This is a genomic window from Tenacibaculum todarodis (genome assembly GCF_001889045.1).
Lineage (GTDB): Bacteria > Bacteroidota > Bacteroidia > Flavobacteriales > Flavobacteriaceae > Polaribacter > Polaribacter todarodis.
Genome location: NZ_CP018155.1, coordinates 1,804,671 through 1,825,269 on the forward strand (window position 1 = coordinate 1,804,671; position 20,599 = coordinate 1,825,269).

Consider the following 20,599-nt stretch of genomic DNA (forward strand, 5'->3'; position numbering starts at 1 on the left):
CGACAGCGCTCAAGGGGACAATTTATAGTATATTTGGCGTATGAGCGTATTTGGAATGAGAACATCTAATCCGGCTTTTTCGAGTTATTTTTGGCGAAAAAAGAGCTACTCGAGGCAAAAAATGAGTCTTGGCGGCATCATTTTTAAATCGTTTTTAATGTTAGGCTTAGTTGCCGTAACAGCTTCTTATACATGGAAGATTTTCTTTGAAGGAACCGACATAAAATGGCACACAACCATTGGCGGTTTTGTGGCAATTGTGGCGAGTTTATTTATCTCTTTTAAGCACAATTCAGCAAAATGGTTGTTGCCAATTTACGCATTAGCAAAAGGTTTTTTCTTGGGCGGAATTAGTGCGTACGCACACAAACGTTTTCCCGGTTTACCGTTGCAAGCAATTGCTGTAACAATTACCACATTTTTTGTGATGTTATTCTTGTTTAAAACCAGATTAATTGTGGTTACGCGTCAGTTTAGAGCCATTGTAATTACGGCTTCTATAACTATTTTTACTATTTATATAATTACTTGGATTTTATCTTTTTTCAGAATTCACTTGGGCTTTATTTACGGCACTTCTAACTTTGCAATTGCCTTTAATTTTGTGGCTGCAATTGTGGCTTCGTTTAGCTTATTGTTAGACTTTTATTATATAGAAAGACAAATTGGAAAAGCGCCAAAAACACGTGAATGGTTGGCAACTTGGGGATTTTTGATAACGCTTATTTGGTTATATGTTGAAGTGTTACGATTGATGAAAAAATTGGCAATACGCTTTTAAAAGAACTTACTCAACAAAGAGTCTGCATTGAAAAATAAATACAATGCAATTGCTAATAAAACCACTAAAAACAATCCTTTTTGAGGTTTTGCTTGTTTCTTTTTTCCAAATTTTCTTTTGAATTCCATTTACTAATATTTATTTTTTAATTGCACGAAGCATTTCTCTTTTCCCTGGAGGTCCAGGCAAACGCTCTACAGCAAACCCAACAGCTATCATTGCTCTTCTTACACTTCCTTTGGCTGAGTAGGTAACTAAAATTCCGTTTGGTTTTAGCGCATTATACATTTTTGTAAAAATAGCTTCTGTCCATAATTCTGGTTGCACACGTGCACCAAAAGCATCAAAATATATTAGATTAAACGCTTCTACATCATCAATATCTTCGAAAAATTGTTTTCTTTTTAAAATTGAAAAACTATCGGTAACCTGATGCTTTTCTTCCCAAGGAACACTGTGAATTTTGTTAAAAGCTTCACTTTCTTTTTCAGCTTTTAAGACCGAAATAAAATTCATTTTTTCAACTTCTTCAGCAGAAACCGGATACGCTTCTACGCCAACATAATCTACTGGTTTTTCACTTTCTAAGTATGTAATAAAACAGTTTAAACCGGTTCCAAAACCAATTTCAAGTATGGAAACTGTATCGTTTTCAACCAATTTTAATCCGCTATTTATAAAAACGTGATAGGTTTCATTAATTGATCCATTTTTAGAATGATATTGCTCATTCCAATCAGGTAAATTAATGGTTGAAGAACCATCTGAGGTAATAATTATTTCTCTTTTGATAATCTAAATATTTTGTTAGGTCGAGCGCAGTCGAGATCTTTTTTAAAATTAAATCTATTTTTTGACCTCTCGACTGCGCTCGAGGTGACAGACAATTATTTTAGTAAAACACCATTCGCTTCAAAAGCAAATTCTACTTTAGGTTCAGTAATTTTAGCTATTTCTTCTTTACTTTTACCTGCATCTTCTGCATAATGGCGTAATTCTTCAACAGGAGTTTCTTTTACAAAAGCAATTCCATCAACAATAACTTCTTTACCTTGGCTATCTAATGGCATAAAAAAACCATAGTCTTTAAATTTAACCATTGTTTCTGTTTCACCATTTAATGGAAGTTTCATCCAACAACCTTTTTTAGTACAAACTTCTTTTATTGTTGAAGCAAATTTTGCATTTATTGTATCGCCTACTTTTAGAGTATTAAACTTCTCTAACATTTTTTCTGCCGTTAAAGCTTCACCTACAGAAATTTGATTTCCAATGAATTCGTAATCATTTTCAGTTGATTTTATATCTGCTTTTTTCTCAGTTTTACACGCTGTAAATACTAACGCAAAAATCATCGTAATTTTAAATAATAATTTCATTTTCTAATAGTTTAATTTTATTGAAACAAATATAAGAAATTATAAGAAAACCTCTTACAGATTATAACCAAAAAACTCATTCTTATTTTGTATTTTTGGCATATCTTAAACAAACATAAAACATGCAAAGTTCTGATATAAAAGTTCAATTGATTGAAGAATCAAAAATTAGCCAAGTAGATTTTAATAATTTACCTTTTGGATCGGTTTTTTCTGATCATATGTTAGAATGTGATTATAAAGACGGTAAATGGCAAACACCTGTTATTAAGCCATATTCTCCTATTACTTTAGATCCATCTGCAAAGATTTTTCATTACGGACAATCTATTTTTGAAGGAATGAAAGCGTATAAAGACGCTGAAGGTTCTACATTACTTTTTAGACCTTTAGAAAACTGCAAACGATTAAACAAATCTGCAGAACGTATGGTAATTCCTCAAATACCAGAAGATATTTTTATGACTGGTTTAAAGAAGTTGTTAGAAATAGACAACAATTGGATTCCTACAAAAGAAGGAAGTTCTTTATACATAAGACCATTTATGTTTGCTTCAGGTAACGGCTTTCACGCTTCTCCTGCAAATGCTTTTAAATTACTTATTTGTACAGCTCCTTCTGGCGCTTATTTTGCTGGTAAAGTAAAGGTATTAATTGAAGAGAAATATGCACGTGCTGCAAATGGCGGAGTTGGTTTTGCTAAAGCTGGTGGTAATTATGCTGCTCAGTTTTACCCAACACAATTGGCGATAGAAAAAGGCTACAACCAAGTTATTTGGACAGATGACAATACACATGAGTACATTGAAGAAGCTGGTGCAATGAATATTTTTATTCGAATAAATGACACTTTGATTACAAGCCCAACTAGTGATCGAATTTTAGATGGAATAACGCGTAAAAGTATTATTCAGATTGCTAAAGATAGTGGCATTGATGTTGAAGTAAGAAAAATAACAGTTTCTGAAGTAATTGCTGCTGCGCAAAGCGGAAGTTTAAAAGAAATGTTTGGAGCAGGAACGGCTGCAGTTATTTCTCCAATTGCTGGTTTTGGATATCAAGAAAAAGATTATGATTTACCAGAATTAGAGAATCCGCTTGCATTACAATTAAAAAAACAAATTACAGATATTCAAACTAATAAAGCTGAAGACCCTTACGGTTGGAGAGTTAAATTATAATTTAATAAACTATGTTTTTAATAAACGCACTTGCAAAACCAAAAAAATCTTCTGAACATTATGACGAAGTAATAGGAGCTTACGTTAGCGTATATGTTGACTATAAAGATATTGATGGCGCATTTAAATTAGCCAAACATTATATTAAAGAAGAAGGTTGGAAAGTAACTGAAATTGAAGAAGAATACTTTACGTTAAGTTCTTTAGAAGATGTTGATGAAGACCAAGAGAACTTCTTTACAGAAGCACAAGAGTTCGGTTACACAATGGTTTTTAATTGCTACGAAGAGGAGTAAATTTAGCTTAATTTCTAAAACAATTTAGCCAATCTATACCAGCACTTCTTAAGAATTTAAATGAAAATTCAAATAAATAATAAACAATTTGATAAAAGTGAATTAATTAAGTTAATTGCTAAAAACAAATTACAAGTCATTATTCATATAAGAAATGTTGCAAACATTGGCTTAAAAGATGCAAAAGAAATTGTTGAAAACCTTTACAAAAATCCAAATTATTATGATAATTCAGTTATAAAAATAGCTGAAAAAGATTTTTCTGAGAAGGAAAGTATTATTCTTGACAGAAAAAATAATACAACAGAGAGAATTTTAAATACTCATAAAAAATTTGGTTCACATATTGTAAAAAATCAAAGCATAGCTAAAAAATGGATGTATGCTATAGGGTTTGCTTTAATTATTACACTTTTATATTTATTAGTAATAAATTAAACCTTCTTTAATTTAGCTAAATTAAGTTGTTAAGCACCCAAAATTTTACTCTCAAAAATTAAAAAACAACTAATCCTCCGCAATACTTTTCGCGCAAATAAAACCACCAGTCCAAGCGTTTTGAAAATTGAAGCCACCCGTTACGGCATCAATATTTAAAATTTCACCCACAAAAAAGAGGTTTTTGTGTAGTTTACTTTCAAATCTTTTGAAGTTGATTTCTTTTAAATCAATTCCACCTGCGGTTACAAATTCATCTTTAAACGTAGTTCTACCATTTGCATTGAAAACTCCTTTTGTAAGTTGATTTGCTAATTTTTCTAATTGATTATTATTTAAATCTGCCCAATTTTGATTTTGTCTAATATCAGAATGTATTACAAAACGCTCCCACAATCTTTTTGAAATTTCAGCAAAAGGCGATTTTAAAACAACCGTTTTACGCGGTTCTTTCTTTTTTAAATTCAGTAAAACGTTTAAAATTTTATCGGTTGGTCTTGACAACCAATTTACCTCAACATTATATTGATAATTTTTATCAGCTAAAATTCTCGCACCAAAAGCTGACAATTTTAAAACCGCTGGACCGCTCATTCCCCAATGTGTAATTAACAAAGGTCCTGATGCTTCTAATTTTGTATTTACAATTTTCACAGTTGCATTTGGAACCGAAGTTCCTAATAAATCTGTTAGCCTTTTATCTTTAATATTAAAGGTGAATAATGATGGAACAGTTTCTATTATGGAATGACCTAATTCATTAGTCATTTCCCAAATTTTCTTAGAACTTCCTGCTGCAATCACTAATTTATCAGCAATAAATTTTTCCTTTTTTGTGTTAATAATCCAAGTTTCATCTTGTTGATAAAACGAAGTTACACCACAGTTTGTTAACACTTTAATATTAAGTTTATCAACAGCTTTTTGAAAGCAATCAATTATAGCTTGACTTGTATTTGCTTCTGGAAAAACTCGATTATCATCTTCTATTTTAAGTGGAACTCCTCTATCGTCAAACCACTCAAATGTATCTCCAGTCATAAATTGATGAAAAGGTCCAAGCAACTCTTTTTCTCCTCTTGGATAAAATTTTACGAGTTCTTTTGGTTCAAAACACGCATGCGTAACATTACATCTTCCGCCTCCAGAAATTTTCACTTTCTGTAAAACATCTTTTCCTTTTTCTAGAATTGTAATGTCTAAATCCGGATTTTGTTCCTTTGCATTTATAGCAGTAAAAAAACCTGCTGCTCCTCCTCCAATAATTATTACTTTCTTCATAAAATCATTTCTGAATACGTAAGAATTGTTTCAAATCCTTTATTTTTAAAATATGCTGATGTTTTCTTATTCCCTGTTACTAAAACGAAATCTCCACCCCAAGCTCCTAAGCTTTTTATTGCTCCAAAATAGTCTGGAAATAATCTTTCTTTTACGGGTTTTAGTTTAATTATTGAACTGATTATTTGTTCATGTTCTACTATTAATTTCTCAAATTCCTTTAATGATTTAGCTTCTAAAAATTCATTAGAAATTTCTGAAACTCTTTTTATTTCATTCTGAAAATCAATACCACTTTCTCTAAATTTCGCAATACCTTCTTTAGAATCTTGTTTCTGATTTAAATACACAAAAAATAGATTCTCTTTAAAACTTGGGTTAAATTCAACTTGCTCAACTTTAGGTGTTATTTTGAGCGCAGCTGAAAGATCTTTTTCTATTTTATAAAATATTGGTGAATCGTTTTGCGCACAAGCAATATCATAACCACTTCCTTTAAACGAATTCCACAGTAATTTAAAAGCATCTACTTTTGCCCAATTGGCAATATTATTTATTAAAGTTGAAGAGCTTCCTAAACCCCAATTTTGAGGAAAGGTTAAGTTTGTTTTCACCAAAAACCCATTTTCCGTATTTAAAAAATCAGGATTTAAAGTTTTAGCTTCTTTTAAAATATCTAACAAAGTTTCTCCAATAAATTCTGCACTTCCTTCTTTATCAGAATTAAATGTAGCAAAAACCAAACGGAGTTTTGATAAATCGAAAGTTGCTTCAAACCAGCATTCTCCTGTGTTCGTAAAACTTGCCCAAACGAGCTGTTGCTCTTCTATTTCTGAGACAATTAAATCTTGCCCAAATTTAGTTGGAACCGCTAAAGATTTTGCGCCATCTAAAACCAGGTATTCTCCTGTTAATAAAAGTTTTCCGTTGGAGTAGCTTCGGCTACGCTCAGCTACCTTAGCGCTTGTGTTTTTTTTCATCATTACTGTAAACTCTTTAACTTATGGATTTTATAATGAGTTCCATTTTTACATTATGAAAGTCCTGAAAGTTTTTCATGTTCGCCATTAATCAAAGCTATTTTATTCTTTCTTTACCAACCTTGAATCTGTTTTTCTCTATAAAACGCTTGATAAACATGTTCAAATTCTGCAAAATAAACTAAACTTACTGGTAATCTTTTACGAGTATGTTTTGCACCTTCTCCACTAGAATGCTCAAACATTCTTCTATTTAAATCTATTGTGCTTCCGGTGTAAAAACTACCATCTGAACATTCTAATATATAAACAAATCCTTTAGGCACCTTTTTATCAAGAATTTTGGTGATTGAGCGTAGCCGAAATCAATCCAAATTGTTTAAAGTGATGCGTAAAATGTTTTACTTGAAATTTCTTCCAATACTCATAATCTAGCTCACCAAAAAATGGATGAACAACAGTTCTGTTTTTATCTTTTGCAAAAACAGCTTCAAAAATTACAACTTGTTTCATTAAATCATTTATGGCTTCCTCCATTGAATTAAATTTTAATTCCGTTGGATCTTCCGCTAAAAAAGGTGCTTTAAAACCAACTTGCAATTCACCTTCAGTATTTAAATACGGCTTTCTACGCGCTTGTTTTTCATCAGAAACATAACTATCAACTCGCCAATTTCCATTTGCAATTTGGGTTACAGCACTTAAATGCTCTATCATTTGTTGGGCATTCATTTTACCAAAAAGCGGTTTACTATCTACTTTTAAAGTTGACAAAATATTTCTAACCTCAACTTCATCTAAAAAATTCACCCAGTTAATTGTTGGTTTTCTTAATTCCTTAAATTTAGTAACTACTGCTGAATGAGAAACTGTTCTTTTATCAAAATACGCAGTAATTTCTTCTTTTTCTTCTTTTGTTGCCCCTAACTGATTCAAGATATTCTGCAAATGCATTTTCATGTGTCCATGCTGAATTCCTTTTGTTGTCAATGCTCTTAAAGCTGCAAAATTTTGCGCTAAACCAGCAGAAGCAATTATTTGCATTAAAACTCTTGCTGATGGTTTTTGCATTAAATCTAAAGACAATTTTGCCATTGGATGCAAAGCTGTTAATCCGCCAACGGTTCCTAACGCCAATGGAACTTCAATCCAAAATCTAAAAAACCCATCTTTTACTGTACAATGCGTTAAACTTTTATAAGTTCCATCTTTTGATGCATATGCGTGAGCTCCAGCTTCAATGGCTCTAAAATCGTTTGCTGTTGCTAAAACTACAGCATCAATTCCGTTCATAATTCCCTTATTATGGGTAACAGCTCTGTATGGTTCTATTTCTGCAATTTTTACTGCTTGTTCAAATTTTTGCGCAAACTTCTCAGGATTTTCTCCACCTAAATCTTCAACCTTACAAGAAACTTCAGCTCTAACCAAACACTGCGGAACATTGTTGGAAAGAATACTCATTACAATTTCAATGTCTTCCTTTTCAAATTCCTTCGCAATTACCTCTAAACATGAGTTTATAAAGTTTGCGCCCATACTATCTTTGGTTTCAAACGTTACATGAAGCTGATAGTAATTGGCTAACTTATCTGTTTTATCTATTAATTCGATATCTAAAATTCCGCCGCCACGTTTTTCCATGTTCTTTGTAATGGAAGCCGTTGCAGCAAATAATTCAGTTTTATTTTTGTTGAAATAGGTTTCTAATTCGGTTTTATTTCCAGCGTACATAAAATGCACTTGACCAATTTTAGTTGTTCCAATCACTTCCGTCTTAAAACCTCCACGAGTACTCCAATACTTTGCCACCTTAGAAGCCGCTGCAACTACAGAACTTTCCTCAACAACCATTGGAATTACATATTCTCTGTTATTAATTACAAAGTTGGGTGCTACTCCGTACGGAATATAAAAATTAGTGATTGTATTTTCAATAAAATCGTCATGGAGCTGTTGTAATTTTTCGTCTACATTCCAATACTGTTTTATTGTTTTTATAATCTCTGGCTGATTGCTAAAATAATTAGCTGCCAACCATTGTATTTTTTCTTCTTTGGTAAGTTTTGAAAAACCGGATATGATTTTGGTCATTTGTGTATCAAATTTTGATAAAGAACAAAGATAATTGAATAGCCTTTAACTACGTTAAAATTTCAAGATTTATAATTTTTAGCGTTGATTTTTGCTGATTTTTCCGTAAACTTGGCAAATCATTATTAAAACTACTTATTCTGATGAAAAAAATGTTTTTTCTGGCAATCTTAGCCATTATTTTCTCTTGTAAAGAAGAAAACAAATCAACTACCAATTTTACTACTGGAACTAAAGAAATAACTGTTGAAGAAATTTGGAATGGCACTTTTTCTGCCGAAAGAATGAACGCTTTAAATTCTATGAATGGCGACTTTTATTCTCTTTTAAATTCTGATAAAGACACAAAATCTACTTCCGTAGACAAATATAGTTATCAAACTTTAGAAAAAGTTGCAACCATTGTTGATAGTAAAGATGTTAATGGTTTAGATCGATTTTCTTCGTATGAGTTCAATAACGATGAAACTAAATTAATTTTAGGTTCAAAATTCAAGAAAGTATACAGACGTTCTTTTACAGGAACTTATTATGCGTTTGATATTGCTTCAAAAAAAGTAACTTTAATAGGAGAAAACATACAACAACCTACTTTTTCTCCAGACAGTAAAAAAGTAGCCTACACAAAAGACAACAATATATTTGTTAAAAACTTAGCTTCAGGAAAAGTTTCTCAGATTACTTCAGACGGAAAAACTAACTCTATCATAAACGGAACAACAGATTGGGTTTATGAAGAAGAATTTGGTTTTGTTAGAGCTTTTGAATGGAACAAAACAAGTGAATACATTGCCTTTTTACGTTTTGATGAAACGGATGTTCCTACTTTCTCAATGGATATGTATGGCAAAAGTTTGTATCCAAACCAACAAGTTTTTAAGTACCCAAAAGCGGGAGAAAAAAATGCTAATGTTAGTTTGCACTTACACAACTTAAATGCGGGTTCTACTAAGAAATTAAATGTTGGTAAATATGAATACATTCCAAGAATTCAGTGGACAAATGATGCAAACACTTTATCTGCAACCACTTTAAATCGCCATCAAGATGATTTAAAATTATACTTCATCAATGCTAAAAGTGGATCATCTAAAGTTGTGCTAAACGAAAAAGATGATGCCTATGTAGATATACAAGACAACTTAACGTTCTTGGATGATAACAGTTTTATTTGGACAAGTGAAAAAGACGGTTTTAATCATATTTATCATTATAATTCAAACGGAAAATTAAAAAATCAAGTTACTAAAGGAGATTGGGAAGTAACCAATTACTATGGTTTCAATAAAGAGTTAAACACTATTTACTACCAATCGGTAGAAAGCGGTTCTATTAACAGAAATGTGTATAGCATTAAATTAGATGGTTCTGATAAAAAAGTAATTAGTAGAGATTATGGAACAAATTCAGCTTCTTTCAGCAAGAACATGAATTATTTTATCAATACATTTTCTGATGCTAAAACGCCGCAAGTATATTCATTATACAAAGCTGATGGAACTCGTGTTAAAATTATAAAAGACAATGCTTCTTTAAAAAAGAATATTGCTGAATACAAAATGAGCCCGAAAGAATTTTCTACCATAAACATTAATGGAAACGATTTAAATATGTGGATGGTTAAACCTGCTGATTTTGATGAAAACAAGAAATATCCAATGTTAATGTTTCAATATTCGGGCCCAGGATCTCAACAAGTTAAAAATAGCTGGAACGCAAGTAACGATTATTGGCATAATATACTAGCTCAAAAAGGTTATGTTATTGTTTGTGTTGATGGACGTGGAACCGGTTTAAAAGGTCGTGACTTTAAAAAGGTAACGCAAAAAGAATTAGGTAAATATGAAGTTGAAGATCAAATTGCCGCTGCTAAAAAATTAGCAAAACGCAATTATATAGATGCTGATAATATTGGCATTTGGGGCTGGTCTTATGGTGGTTTTATGAGTAGTAATTGTTTACTAAAAGGGAATGATATTTTCTCTATGGCAATTGCTGTTGCACCTGTTACTTCTTGGCGTTTTTACGATTCGGTTTATACGGAACGTTACATGCAAACTCCGCAAGAAAACGCAAGTGGTTATGATGATAATTCTCCAATAAATCATGTTGAAAAACTAAAAGGAGACTATTTATTAGTACACGGTTCTGGAGATGATAATGTTCACGTACAAAACTCAATGCAAATGGTAAATGCGTTGGTTGATGCAAATAAACCATTCGATTTTTTCATCTACCCAGATAAAGCGCACGGAATTTACAAAGGAAGCAACACACGTCTTCATTTATATAACAAAATGACTTCATTTATTGAAGAACATTTAGGTAAAAACAAGAACGAAACAACTAAAGAAATAAAAGGATAAAAAAATCACTCATTAATAATTAAAATATGGAATTTAAATTTGGTGGTTCCGCAGAGAACCAAAAAACAGTTTTAGGGCATCCTTCTGGATTGTTTGTATTATTTTTTACAGAAATGTGGGAACGTTTTTCATACTATGGAATGCGCGCATTACTTGTGTTATTTTTAGTTTCAACTGTACTTGATGGCGGCTGGGAATGGTCTAGAGCAGATGCATTGGTACTTTATGGTTGGTATACTGGATTAGTATACTTAACACCTATTATTGGAGGGTTTATTGCAGATAAGTTTATGGGGTATCGAAAAGCTATTATTTTAGGTGCATTTATAATGACTCTGGGTCATGCTTCAATGGCTTTAGAAGGAATGACATCAATGTTTTTTTACGCTGGTCTTACGTTTTTAATTATAGGGAATGGTTTTTTTAAACCAAATATTTCTTCTATGGTTGGTCAATTATATTTAACACAAGGAAAAGAAAAAGATGGTGGTTATACTATTTTTTATATGGGAATTAATGCTGGAGCATTTTTAGGAATTCTATTATGTGGATATATAGGTGAAAATATAGGTTGGCATTATGGATTTGGTCTTGCAGGAATTTTCATGTTCTTAGGAATGTTACAATTTTATTTTACTCAAGAGATCTTTGGTAAAATTGGATTGACTCCAAATCAAACAAAAGATTTTGATGATATTATTGAAGATAGTGTTGATAAGTTAGAAGACAATATTGAAGATGCTATTGAAGAAGCTGAAAGTTCTAAAGTAATTAGAGACAGAATGTTTGTAATTGGTGTATTTTCCTTATTTGTAATATTCTTTTGGTGGGCATTTGAACAAGCAGGTGGATCTATGACTATTTTTGCAGCAGATTACACTGACAGAGCTTTAGTTGGTAATGCTGCAACAACTTTTAAAATAGTAAATACAATAATTACTATTGTTCCAATGATTGTTATTTCTTGGGTTTTAGCAATGTTATTTAAACAAACTTATAGTAAATACTCATTAGCAAATATTTTATTAGGTGCAAGTTTTGTAATTATTTGGGGAATTGTAATATGGATGCTAAATAGAGAGTTTCAATCTGACACAACTGAAGTTCCTGCATCTTGGTTCTCCGTACTTAATTCGCTGTTTATAATATTATTTGCTCCTGCTTTCTCTAAATTATGGGAAAGTAAATTTAATCCATCAGGTCCTGTTAAGTTTGCGATTGGACTACTTCTAGTTGGATTAGGTTTTGGTGCATTAGCTTATGGTGCATCAGGAATACCAGAAGGAGCCAAAAGCGCATCTGTAAGTTTAATATTTTTAGTAGTTGCATATTTTTTACATACTATGGGAGAACTTTGTGTTTCCCCAGTTGGTTTATCATATGTAAGTAAGTTAGCTCCTGTAAAGTTTGTAAGTTTAATGTTTGGTATTTGGTTTACAGCAAATTTCTTTGCAAATCTTTTGGGTGGTATAACAGGTAGTTATATGGATCCAATAATGGAAGAACATGGTTTATCTACTTTCTTTTTAATATTTACAATTATACCAATTGCAGCAGCTTTAATTATGCTACTATTAAACCCTATGCTTAAAAGAAAAATGCATGGAATTGAGTAATAATTCTTAAAATATTTATAAAAATAAAAAGCACCGAATTCGGTGCTTTTTATTTTTGTAAATTTGGCACATAATTTGCGACATAAATAACATGAAAAAATATATTCTTACGGCACTTTTAATTATTGGCGCTATAACTGTAAAAGCTCAAGAAATTAATTGGGTAACATTAAATGAAGCTTTAGCTCTTCAAAAAGAAAACCCTAAAAAAATAATGATGGATGTTTACACAAATTGGTGTGGACCATGTATATTGTTAGACAAAAACACTTTTCACAATCCTGATCTTGTTGAATACGTAAATAAAAATTATTACGCTGTAAAGTTTAACGCTGAAGGCACACAAAATATCACTTATAAAGGGAAAACTTTTGGAAACCCAAATTACAACCCTAAAAAAGCTAATAAGAATAATAGTCCACATGAATTTAGTAATTACATGGATATTAAAGCATTCCCTACAATTGCTTTTTTTGATGAAAATGGAGATTATATCACACCTTTAAAAGGGTATTACAATGCGCAACAATTAGAATTGTATTTAAAAATGTTTAACGAAGACAAGCACAAAGAATTAAATACTCAAGAAAAGTTTAATGAATACTTTGAAGCTTTTAAGCCAAGTTTTAAGAGCTAGATCATGAAAAAAATACTATTTACATTTTTTATTGGAATACTAATTTCCACAAATAGTTTTTCTCAAGAAAAATTAACTTGGCACACCAATATTGATGAAGCTTTAGAATTAGCTACTAAAGAAAACAAGAATTTGTTATTATTTTTTACAGGTTCAGATTGGTGCGGTTGGTGTAAAAAGTTACAAAATGATGTTTTGAAAACTCCAGATTTTGAAAAATGGTCTGCAGATTTTATTCTAGTTGAATTAGACTTTCCTAAGAGAACAGCACAAGACATAAAAATTAAAACTCAAAACAGAAAACTACAAAGAGCATTTAATGTCCGTGGTTTTCCTACAATACATTTTGTGAGCGCAAAAAAACTTGAAAACGGCAAAACAAATTTAAATAATCTTGGTAAAACAGGTTATGTACGCGGAGGTGTTAAAAACTGGATAAAGACAGCAAATAATATAGTTAACTAAACAATTTAGCATTTTTAATTCCTTAATACATAAGCACCATCTTTTCCTGTAGCATAAAATGGTGTTTTTTTATACCTACAAGTTTCTCTCCAACTTGCTATATAACTTTTATAATTACTACCATTTGCAATTATTTCCTTCGGATTTAAAGTGTCAATTAACCTTTCCAAATTAATTTTTGGAGAGTTTTGCAGAATAACAATAGGGTTTTTAAGTGAATCTACTTTATAAATCCCCAAACTATCAACAACAATTATTTGCTGATTTTTAAATTGAAATATTGATGGACTTGTAGTTTCGTATTTTAGATTAATAACTTCACCAACTTTATAAGAAATCAACACTTTCTCTTGTTTAATCATAGCAGTATCTAGATTATGAAAAACGTATAACGTGTCTCCTACTCTTTCACCTAAAACAGATTTTTTATTCTTATGAAAAACTATAAATTCATGCTTTTTGTTTTTTTGAAAATCATTAAAAATGAACAGAGATTGTACTAAAACAATTGAAATCAGCCATAAAATAAAGTTTTTTGGTCTTTTTTTAATGAAAAACAGAAAACCAAAAATAATAACAAAATACCATGATAACATTAAAACACCTGACATTGAAATCTCACTAAATAGAAAGCTTTCTTGTTTAGAAATCCAGCTTACAAAAGTATTCATCAAAGAAATTATAGCACCATAAGTTTCTACAATAAACTGAGGTAAAACTTCAAATAATGATAAAATTATTACAATTATTCCTCCGATTAAAATGGCTCCCAAAAACGGAATAATAACTAAATTAGAAAGCAAAAACAACCCTGGAAATTGATGAAAATAATACAAACTGATTGGTAAAACACCCATTTGAGCAGCAATAGAAACAGTAAACAATTGCCAACCTTTATCTAGAATAACTACTTTTGGTTGCCATAAACTATACAGTTTAGGTTGCACCCAAATTATTCCAAAAACAGCTAGGTAACTTAACTGAAAACCGACATCAAATAAAAGCAATGGTTTTACTAACAAAAGTAAAAATATTGATGTAATTAAAGAATGTTCTACAATCCGTTTTCGTTTAAAAGATTGCCCAATTGCTACAAACGTAAACATGGTTACCGCTCTAACTACAGATGCTGATAAACCTGCTATAAAGGCAAACATCCATAATAAAGTAATAATTAAAATAGTTTTAAAAACTCGACTTAATTTAGATGTATCTAATCTTTTAAACAACCAATTTAAAATCAGCAAAACAATACCAACATGCAACCCAGAAACCGCTAAAATATGTATTGCTCCTGCTCTAGAGTAATCATTAATTAGTTCTTTTGAAATATCTTGTCTTTGCCCTAACAACAATGCATTTATTACCGCATACTCTTCCTCTTTAAAATTATATTTTTTTAATGAATTCTGAATTTCTACTCTTGCTTTAGCTGCTAAACCTTGTAAAGAAAAGTTTCGCTTATCAACAATTTTAAACTCTTGGTTATTAACAAAAACTTGATGATAAATTCCTTGTTTTACTAAATACTCTTTATAATTAAATTGATGCGGATTTAATGATGGAGTTAACGCTATAAAGCTCGGTTTCAAAAAGAGTTTATCATCAACATTTAATGTTTTTTGCAAACTATCTTTCGGAATATTTAATAGCACTTTACCAACTGTTTTTTCTTCATTTATTTGAGAAACTTCAGCTTCATATTTATCATAATAATTGCCAGATTTTAAAACTTTATCAATAGTTAAAATTGCAGTAACATTTTCATATAAATATGCTTTATAATAATTAGTCCTATTTCTTTTATCAGAAATATAAACGATGGAAACACCTATAAAAACAAAGAAAATCCAAGAAGAAAATGTGAATAATTTCTTCTTTTTTAGTTGAATAAACAATACCAAAATCAACATAAAAAAGATTGCCAAAAAACTTAATTTTTGCGCACCAAATTGCCAACCATTAGTATAATACTGAATAGAAATTCCAATTATTAAACACAGTAAAAAGTGAAAAGGCAGATATTTCAGCAACTTTTCCATAGCGGACTCAAGTTACTAAATTTTTTAATATCAATAAATTACAAAACTCTTTTTGCTCTTACGAAGGCATTTTTCCAATAATTCTCTGAAAGTGAAGAGATTTTTACACCTTTAGATGTTGTAGCGTGTATAAATTTAATTTCACCATCAACAGAAGTAATTAAACCAACATGATTTATTCCTCTTCTAGATTTAGATGTACTAAAAAACAACAAATCTCCTCTTTGCACTTCATTTAAAGAAATCTTAAACCCTTCTTTTGCCATTACGTAAGAAACTCTTGGAATAGCAACTCCACGCTGTTTAAATGAAGTGTAAATTAAACCTGAACAATCCATTCCTTTTTTGGTAGTTCCTCCATATTTATATGGTGTTCCTTTGTAGGTTACGGCAGTCCAAACTATTTTATCGGCTACAGAAATTTCAGTATTTTTTGTTGATGAAGAAACTACTTTTTTGGAAGAAGAACAAGAGGTTATAAAGAAGATTAATAAGGTATAAAGTACTATTTTTCTCATGCTTTTATTTTAATCCTTCTACAATTAATGTTGCCGTTTTTTCTGAAGCTCCTTTTCCTCCAAGAATTTTTTCTAATTCGTAATAGTTTTCAAATTGTTGCTCTCTAGAGTTTGTGTCTAGGATTTTAGTTAATTCTTCTTCTAATTTTTTTGATGTAAAATCATTCTGAATTAATTCTTTTACTACTTCTTTATCCATAATTAAATTGACTAAAGAAATATATTTTAAAGTAACAATTCTCTTTGCTATTTGATACGAAATTGCACTTCCTTTATAGCAAACTACTTGCGGTACTTTAAACAATGCTGTTTCTAATGTTGCTGTTCCTGATGCTACTAATGCAGCAGAAGATATACTTAATAAATCGTAAGTTTTATTGTTAATAAACTGTACGTTTTTATTGTTAATAAACTCGTTGTAAAATTCAAAAGATTGACTTGGAGCACCAGCAACAACAAACTGGTAATCGCTAAATTTTCCTACAAGAGAAAGCATAACAGAAAGCATTTTAGTTATTTCTTGTTTTCTACTTCCGGGCAATAATGCAATTATTGGTTTTTCTCCTAGATTATATTCTCTTCTAAAAACAAATTCATCAACTTGTGGTCTTCCTGCAATTCCATCAATTAATGGATGACCAACAAACTCTACATCATAATCAAACTTTTTATAAAATTCTTTTTCAAAAGGAAGAATCACAAACATTTTATCGATATCCCTTTTAATATCTTTAACTCTACCTGCTCTACTTGCCCAAATTTGCGGAGAAATATAATAATTTGTTGCAAAACCTTTTTGTTTTGCCCATTTTGCAATTCTTAGATTAAACCCAGAATTATCGATAAAAACAATAACATCTGGCTTAAATTCTTCAATATCTTTTTTACAAAAAGACATGAAACCAAGAATTTTTCTAAGGTTCATTAACACTTCAACAAAACCCATAAAAGCACGTTCTTTGTAATGTTTTACCAAAGTACCGCCAACTTTTTGCATTAAATCTCCACCCCAAAATCTAATATCTGCATTTGTATCTTTTTTATACAGTGCCTTCATTAAATTAGAACCGTGCAAATCGCCAGAAGCTTCACCAACAAGTATGTAGTATTTCATCCGAAGAAAAAAGTATTAAATAAACTTTAAAATTAATGTAAATAATGCCGTAACTATTGTTGTTAGCAATACTCCTCGCGCTCTATAATCTTGTTTCTTTTTAATGAAAATTAAAAAAACAAACAAATTTGGTATTGATGCTAAAGCAATTACTGGACCTAAAACATCTCCTTTAAAAATCATGTCTATGGTTTCATAGAACCCAAATCTAGAAACATACTGCAAGTAAATGTACAAACCACAACAAGTAGCAAAAACAGAAATTAAAACTCCAATTAAGACTTCTTTTGTTATAGCTCCCATTGATTTAATTTTTGAATTGCATGATGCGCAGTCATATCAAACTGAACAGGAACTACTGAAATATAACCATTTTCTAATGCCCAAACATCTGTATCTTGGCCCTTATCTCTGTTTACAAACTCGCCAGAAAGCCAGTAATATTCTTTTCCAAAAGGACTTTTACGCTTATCAAAATCTTCTTTCCAATACCCATTTGCTTGTCTACAGATTTTAACTCCTTTTATATCTTCTTTCTTTAACTTCGGAATATTTACATTTAAAACTGTTGCGTCTGGCAAACCATTTAACAAGACATTTAAGGTGATTTTTTTGATAAATTCTTCGGCTTGCTTAAAATCTGCGTGATAATTAAAGTCTAATAATGAAAATCCAATGGCAGGAATTCCTTCAATACCGGCTTCTACGGCAGCACTCATAGTTCCTGAATAAATTACATTTATTGAAGAATTAGCTCCATGATTAATTCCTGAAACACAAATATCTGGAACTCTATTTAAGATTTCATGCTTTGCCATTTTTACACAATCTGCAGGTGTTCCCGAGCAATTATATTCAATTTGTGGCCCATCATCTATTGTAATAGGATTACAATGCAAAACGTTATCTACCGTAATTGCGTGGCCCATTCCGCTTTGCGGACTATCTGGTGCAACAACAACAACTTCTCCAATAGTATTCATTATTCTTATCAATGCTCTGATACCAGGAGCTGTTATTCCATCGTCATTAGTAACTAAAATTAAAGGCTTTTCTTGCATTGTTAATGGGTTTTAAGATAACAAATGTAACAGATTTATATGAATATATTTTTAACGTTTTGTAAAGATTTAATCATTAAGTTTTTCTGTAATCTTGTATATATTAAAATATTATAGTTTTTGGCATTATTTTAGTAGTTTAGCTACTACCATTTTGTAAATATTAAAAATAAACACCGACTGAAGATTTATGAAGACGAAATTAACAACAATATACATCCTACTATTAACTGTTTTTGCATCTAGTTTTACTACTAATGCTAACACAAAGAAGGATCCAGATAAAGATAAAGTTATAATTTATGTATTAAAAAACATTTTAACACGTGGTCATTATGTTCAAAAAGAACTAAATGATGACTTCTCTGAACATGTTTACAATTCATTTATTGACGGACTAGATCCAAGCAAACGTTACTTTACTCAAGATGATTTAAAAGAATTTTCTCAATTCAAATACGAAATAGACAATCAATTATTAGATAATAAAATAGATTTCTATAAATTGGTTTATGGGCGTTTTTTAGAAAAAATGAAATCTGCTAAAACTTATTACGGTGTTTTACTAACACAATCTTTTGATTTTAGTAAAAAGGAAAGTATCGATATTGATTATGATAAAATGCCATTTGCAAAAAATGAAAACGAACTGGTTGATTATTGGAGAAAACAGTTAAAACTACAAGTTTTAAGCAACATAGAAAACTTGCAAGATTTACAAGTAGAAAAAACTAAAAAAGATCCAAAAACAGTACAAAAAACTTTTGAAGATTTTGAACATGAAGCTCGTACTAAAGTGTTGAAAAACATGGACGATTTATATTTAAGAATTGAAGAACTTGAACACGCAGATTGGTATTCTACTTTTTTAAATAGTGTGGTTTCTGGTTTTGGTCCACATACAACTTACATGTCTCCAAGATCAAAATCTCGTTTTGACCAAGATATGTCTGGTAAATTAGAAGGTATTGGAGCAAGACTTCAAAAGAAAGGAATTTACACGCACATTTTTGAATTAGTTTCTGGAGGTCCTGCATGGAAACAAGGAGAATTAGAAGCAGGAGATATTATTTTAAAAGTTGCACAAGGAGAAGAAGAACCTTTAGATATAGTTGGTATGCGCTTAGACGATGCAATTAAATTTATTAAAGGTCCTAAAGGAACTGAGGTTCGTTTAACTGTTAAAAAGAAAATAGATGGTTCTACCAAAGTTATTTCTATAACAAGAGATGTTGTTGAATTAGAGGAAACATTTGTAAAATCTAGTATTGTTGAAAAGGATGGAAAAAAATACGGAATAATAAATCTTCCAAAATTTTATATTGATTTTAGTGATACGAACGGTAGAGATTCTGCAAAAGACATGGAACAAGAAATTGCACGTTTACAAAGTGAAGGTGTAGAAGGTTTAATTGTAGATTTAAGAAATAATGGTGGTGGATCGCTTAAAACTGCCATAGAAATTGGTGGCTTATTTATTAATGAAGGACCAATTGTACAAGTCAAATATCGTGGGGAACAGCCGATAATTAAAAAAGACACAGACCCAAAAATACAGTGGAATGGACCTTTAGTGGTAATGGTAAATGAATTTTCTGCTTCGGCATCAGAAATTTTTGCAGCTGCAATGCAAGACTATAAAAGAGGTGTAATTTTAGGAGGAAAACAAACCTACGGAAAAGGTACTGTTCAAAATATATTGCCAATAAACCGATTTGCACAAAACTATCCTGATGATTTGGGTGCAATTAAAATGACTATCCAAAAATTCTATAGAATTAATGGTGGTTCTACACAAATTGAAGGTGTATATTCCGATATTGCAATGCCAGATAGATATAGTTATATGGAAGTTGGTGAGCGAGATTTAGAAGGCGCTTTACCTTGGGATAAAGTTGCGCAAGCAAAATACACACAAACTAACTCGTATGAGAATTTTAATGATGTTTTATACAACAGTAAAAACAGAATTAATAGCGACTCTAAATTTAAAATGATAAATGAATACGCTAAATGGTTAAAAGCTAATCAAGAACGTACAACGTATTCTTTAAACTATAAAGACTTTCTTGCAGAAAGTAAGAAACAAGATAAAAGTGGAGATCAATTTAAAGAAGTTTTTAAATTTGATTCTAACCTTAAATTTTTATCACCAAAATACGAATTTGATTTGTTTAAAAAAGACAGCGTTTTAGAAGACAAACGTATGGCTTGGCATAAAAACTTATCAAAAGACATTTATGTAAACGAAGCATTAAATGTACTTAGCGAATTAAAGATGAATAGAAATCTAGAACCAGTTAAAAACTAAGAACACTTACTATTTATAACAAAAAAAGCCGATGAGATT

21 protein-coding genes are annotated in these 20,599 nt (G+C 30.6%); 9 read left to right on the forward strand and 12 right to left on the reverse strand.

Annotated features, from left to right (window positions below):
• Positions 1 to 55 precede the first annotated feature (55 nt).
• On the forward strand, positions 56 to 781 hold the full coding sequence (locus LPB136_RS08170) for a Bax inhibitor-1/YccA family protein (RefSeq protein WP_083426234.1): 726 nt from the start codon (positions 56 to 58) through the stop codon (positions 779 to 781).
• On the opposite strand, the gene LPB136_RS14190 is transcribed toward LPB136_RS08170, so the two are convergent.
• The 3 genes from LPB136_RS14190 to LPB136_RS08180 form a co-directional block, all read right to left on the reverse strand.
• Entirely contained in the window at positions 778 to 909 is a 132-nt protein-coding gene (locus LPB136_RS14190) for a hypothetical protein (RefSeq protein WP_257785976.1), read from the reverse strand. The two genes, LPB136_RS08170 and LPB136_RS14190, sit on opposite strands and share 4 nt — an antisense overlap.
• Before the next feature lie 10 nt (positions 910 to 919).
• Complete coding sequence (gene mnmC2, locus LPB136_RS08175; protein WP_072555830.1) at positions 920 to 1,573, reverse strand: tRNA (5-methylaminomethyl-2-thiouridine)(34)-methyltransferase MnmC2; 654 nt, start codon at positions 1,571 to 1,573, stop codon at positions 920 to 922.
• Positions 1,574 to 1,668: 95 nt separating this feature from the next.
• Positions 1,669 to 2,160 carry a DUF4920 domain-containing protein gene (locus LPB136_RS08180; protein WP_072555833.1) on the reverse strand — a complete coding sequence of 164 codons (492 nt, stop codon included), beginning with the start codon at positions 2,158 to 2,160 and terminating at the stop codon, positions 1,669 to 1,671.
• A gap of 122 nt (positions 2,161 to 2,282) precedes the next feature.
• On the opposite strand from LPB136_RS08180, the gene LPB136_RS08185 reads away from it, so the two are divergent.
• The 3 genes from LPB136_RS08185 to LPB136_RS08195 are packed head-to-tail and all read left to right on the forward strand — an operon-like array spanning position 2,283 to position 4,075.
• Positions 2,283 to 3,341, forward strand: coding sequence for a branched-chain amino acid aminotransferase (locus tag LPB136_RS08185; RefSeq protein ID WP_072555835.1), 1,059 nt, complete (start codon positions 2,283 to 2,285; stop codon positions 3,339 to 3,341).
• Positions 3,342 to 3,352: 11 nt separating this feature from the next.
• Positions 3,353 to 3,637 carry a hypothetical protein gene (locus tag LPB136_RS08190; RefSeq protein WP_072555837.1) on the forward strand — a complete coding sequence of 95 codons (285 nt, stop codon included), beginning with the start codon at positions 3,353 to 3,355 and terminating at the stop codon, positions 3,635 to 3,637.
• 60 nt (positions 3,638 to 3,697) lie between these two features.
• Positions 3,698 to 4,075 carry a ribosomal protein L7/L12 gene (locus tag LPB136_RS08195; protein ID WP_072555839.1) on the forward strand — a complete coding sequence of 126 codons (378 nt, stop codon included), beginning with the start codon at positions 3,698 to 3,700 and terminating at the stop codon, positions 4,073 to 4,075.
• A 69-nt stretch (positions 4,076 to 4,144) separates the two neighbouring features.
• On the opposite strand, the gene LPB136_RS08200 is transcribed toward LPB136_RS08195, so the two are convergent.
• The 4 genes from LPB136_RS08200 to LPB136_RS08215 form a co-directional block, all read right to left on the reverse strand.
• Positions 4,145 to 5,356, reverse strand: a complete 1,212-nt coding sequence (locus tag LPB136_RS08200; protein ID WP_072555841.1) for a BaiN/RdsA family NAD(P)/FAD-dependent oxidoreductase — start codon at positions 5,354 to 5,356, stop codon at positions 4,145 to 4,147.
• Complete coding sequence (locus LPB136_RS08205; RefSeq protein ID WP_237267367.1) at positions 5,353 to 6,339, reverse strand: GYDIA family GHMP kinase; 987 nt, start codon at positions 6,337 to 6,339, stop codon at positions 5,353 to 5,355. Before LPB136_RS08205 ends, LPB136_RS08200 begins: the two co-directional genes overlap by 4 nt.
• 110 nt (positions 6,340 to 6,449) lie before the next feature.
• Positions 6,450 to 6,662: a GIY-YIG nuclease family protein gene (locus LPB136_RS08210; RefSeq protein WP_083426203.1), complete on the reverse strand. Its 213-nt coding sequence runs from the start codon at positions 6,660 to 6,662 to the stop codon at positions 6,450 to 6,452.
• 7 nt (positions 6,663 to 6,669) lie between these two features.
• Positions 6,670 to 8,430 carry a hydroxymethylglutaryl-CoA reductase, degradative gene (locus LPB136_RS08215; RefSeq protein WP_072555843.1) on the reverse strand — a complete coding sequence of 587 codons (1,761 nt, stop codon included), beginning with the start codon at positions 8,428 to 8,430 and terminating at the stop codon, positions 6,670 to 6,672.
• Positions 8,431 to 8,573: 143 nt separating this feature from the next.
• Here LPB136_RS08215 and LPB136_RS08220 point away from each other — a divergent pair, with 143 nt between their 5' ends.
• From LPB136_RS08220 to LPB136_RS08235, 4 genes are all read left to right on the forward strand, one after another.
• Entirely contained in the window at positions 8,574 to 10,796 is a 2,223-nt protein-coding gene (locus tag LPB136_RS08220; protein WP_072555845.1) for a S9 family peptidase, read from the forward strand.
• Between the two features lie 26 nt (positions 10,797 to 10,822).
• Positions 10,823 to 12,412 (forward strand): peptide MFS transporter, encoded by a 1,590-nt coding sequence (locus LPB136_RS08225; protein ID WP_072555847.1) that lies wholly within the window; start codon positions 10,823 to 10,825, stop codon positions 12,410 to 12,412.
• 91 nt (positions 12,413 to 12,503) lie between these two features.
• Positions 12,504 to 13,049, forward strand: a complete 546-nt coding sequence (locus tag LPB136_RS08230; protein WP_072555849.1) for a thioredoxin family protein — start codon at positions 12,504 to 12,506, stop codon at positions 13,047 to 13,049.
• A 3-nt stretch (positions 13,050 to 13,052) separates the two neighbouring features.
• Entirely contained in the window at positions 13,053 to 13,514 is a 462-nt protein-coding gene (locus LPB136_RS08235) for a thioredoxin family protein (protein WP_072555851.1), read from the forward strand.
• A gap of 14 nt (positions 13,515 to 13,528) precedes the next feature.
• On the opposite strand, the gene LPB136_RS08240 is transcribed toward LPB136_RS08235, so the two are convergent.
• The 5 genes from LPB136_RS08240 to surE form a co-directional block, all read right to left on the reverse strand.
• Positions 13,529 to 15,442, reverse strand: coding sequence for a ComEC/Rec2 family competence protein (locus LPB136_RS08240; RefSeq protein ID WP_237267368.1), 1,914 nt, complete (start codon positions 15,440 to 15,442; stop codon positions 13,529 to 13,531).
• Between the two features lie 152 nt (positions 15,443 to 15,594).
• Positions 15,595 to 16,074, reverse strand: coding sequence for a C40 family peptidase (locus LPB136_RS08245; protein WP_072555855.1), 480 nt, complete (start codon positions 16,072 to 16,074; stop codon positions 15,595 to 15,597).
• Between the two features lie 4 nt (positions 16,075 to 16,078).
• Positions 16,079 to 17,188, reverse strand: a complete 1,110-nt coding sequence (lpxB, locus tag LPB136_RS08250) for a lipid-A-disaccharide synthase (RefSeq protein WP_072555857.1) — start codon at positions 17,186 to 17,188, stop codon at positions 16,079 to 16,081.
• A gap of 15 nt (positions 17,189 to 17,203) precedes the next feature.
• A complete protein-coding gene (locus tag LPB136_RS08255) occupies positions 17,204 to 17,491 on the reverse strand; it encodes a hypothetical protein (protein ID WP_072555859.1) in 288 nt (95 codons plus the stop codon).
• Positions 17,479 to 18,249 carry a 5'/3'-nucleotidase SurE gene (gene surE / locus LPB136_RS08260; protein WP_072555861.1) on the reverse strand — a complete coding sequence of 257 codons (771 nt, stop codon included), beginning with the start codon at positions 18,247 to 18,249 and terminating at the stop codon, positions 17,479 to 17,481. The genes LPB136_RS08255 and surE overlap by 13 nt, the downstream gene beginning before the upstream one ends.
• Positions 18,250 to 18,439: 190 nt before the next feature.
• Here surE and LPB136_RS08265 point away from each other — a divergent pair, with 190 nt between their 5' ends.
• Positions 18,440 to 20,560, forward strand: coding sequence for a carboxy terminal-processing peptidase (locus LPB136_RS08265; RefSeq protein ID WP_072555863.1), 2,121 nt, complete (start codon positions 18,440 to 18,442; stop codon positions 20,558 to 20,560).
• The last annotated feature ends 39 nt before the right edge of the window (positions 20,561 to 20,599 follow it).